The organism is Priestia sp. TRN 1309, from assembly GCF_050846875.1.
Lineage (GTDB): Bacteria > Bacillota > Bacilli > Bacillales > Bacillaceae_H > Priestia > Priestia zanthoxyli.
Genome location: NZ_JBOZGM010000023.1, coordinates 1 through 604, shown reverse-complemented (window position 1 = coordinate 604; position 604 = coordinate 1). Strand labels below are relative to the sequence as shown.

The 604-nt window shown below is 45.4% G+C and carries 5 tRNA genes; all 5 read right to left on the bottom strand.

Annotated features, from left to right (window positions below):
• Nucleotides 1-83 precede the first annotated feature (83 nt).
• Nucleotides 84-157, bottom strand: a tRNA-Gly gene (locus ACRPLQ_RS26390).
• 4 nt (nt 158-161) lie between these two features.
• Nucleotides 162-238: transfer RNA gene (locus ACRPLQ_RS26385), tRNA-Arg, on the bottom strand.
• A gap of 90 nt (nt 239-328) precedes the next feature.
• A tRNA-Leu gene (locus tag ACRPLQ_RS26380) sits at nt 329-414 on the bottom strand.
• Between the two features lie 22 nt (nt 415-436).
• Nucleotides 437-519, bottom strand: a tRNA-Leu gene (locus ACRPLQ_RS26375).
• Between the two features lie 12 nt (nt 520-531).
• A tRNA-Lys gene (locus ACRPLQ_RS26370) sits at nt 532-604 on the bottom strand.

The window sequence follows — 604 nt, the reverse complement described above, 5'->3', positions numbered from 1 at the left end:
GAAATGTTTGACTTGCTCATTTAAAAAATAAAAATTAACGTTGACGTTTGTCGCTTTGTTCAGTTTTCAAAGTTCAATATATTTGGAGCGGGTGATGAGAATCGAACTCACGACATCAGCTTGGAAGGCTGAGGTTTTACCACTAAACTACACCCGCAATATGGCGCGCCCGAGAGGAGTCGAACCCCTAACCTTTTGATCCGTAGTCAAACGCTCTATCCAATTGAGCTACGGGCGCTTCTTATGATGTTTACCGCCGTTGTTTTGGCGACTTTATTATAATATCATTTCTATTTTCTTATGTCAACACTTTTTTTAAAAGTTTTTTTGGTGCGGCCGAGAGGACTTGAACCTCCACGGGGTCGCCCCCACTAGGCCCTCAACCTAGCGCGTCTGCCATTCCGCCACGACCGCTAAATACATAAAATGAATAAGATGCGGGTGAAGGGACTTGAACCCCCACGTCGTAAAGACACTAGATCCTAAGTCTAGCGCGTCTGCCAATTCCGCCACACCCGCAAGAAATGAAAATGAGCCATGAAGGACTCGAACCTTCGACCCTCTGATTAAAAGTCAGATGCTCTACCAACTGAGCTAATGGCTC